The organism is Acinetobacter sp. AL9 (assembly GCF_041464035.1).
Lineage (GTDB): Bacteria > Pseudomonadota > Gammaproteobacteria > Pseudomonadales > Moraxellaceae > Acinetobacter > Acinetobacter towneri.
The window spans coordinates 1-276 of record NZ_JAYFSK010000219.1 but is presented as its reverse complement, the minus strand read 5'-3'; the positions used below and the strand labels follow the sequence as shown (position 1 = coordinate 276).

Genomic DNA, 276 nt, shown 5'->3' with positions numbered 1-276 from the left:
ATTTGACTTAATTAACCACCTACGCGCGCTTTACGCCCAGTAAATCCGATTAACGCTCGCACCCTCTGTATTACCGCGGCTGCTGGCACAGAGTTAGCCGGTGCTTATTCTGCGAGTAACGTCCACTCTTCTCAGGTATTAACTAAGAGAGCCTCCTCCTCGCTTAAAGTGCTTTACAACCAAAAGGCCTTCTTCACACACGCGGCATGGCTGGATCAGGGTTCCCCCCATTGTCCAATATTCCCCACTGCTGCCTCCCGTAGGAGTCTGGGCCGT

1 rRNA gene is annotated in these 276 nt (G+C 52.5%); it reads right to left on the bottom strand.

From position 1 onward, the window contains the following. Positions 1–276, bottom strand: a 16S ribosomal RNA gene (locus tag ACEO2X_RS14415); the annotation flags it as partial.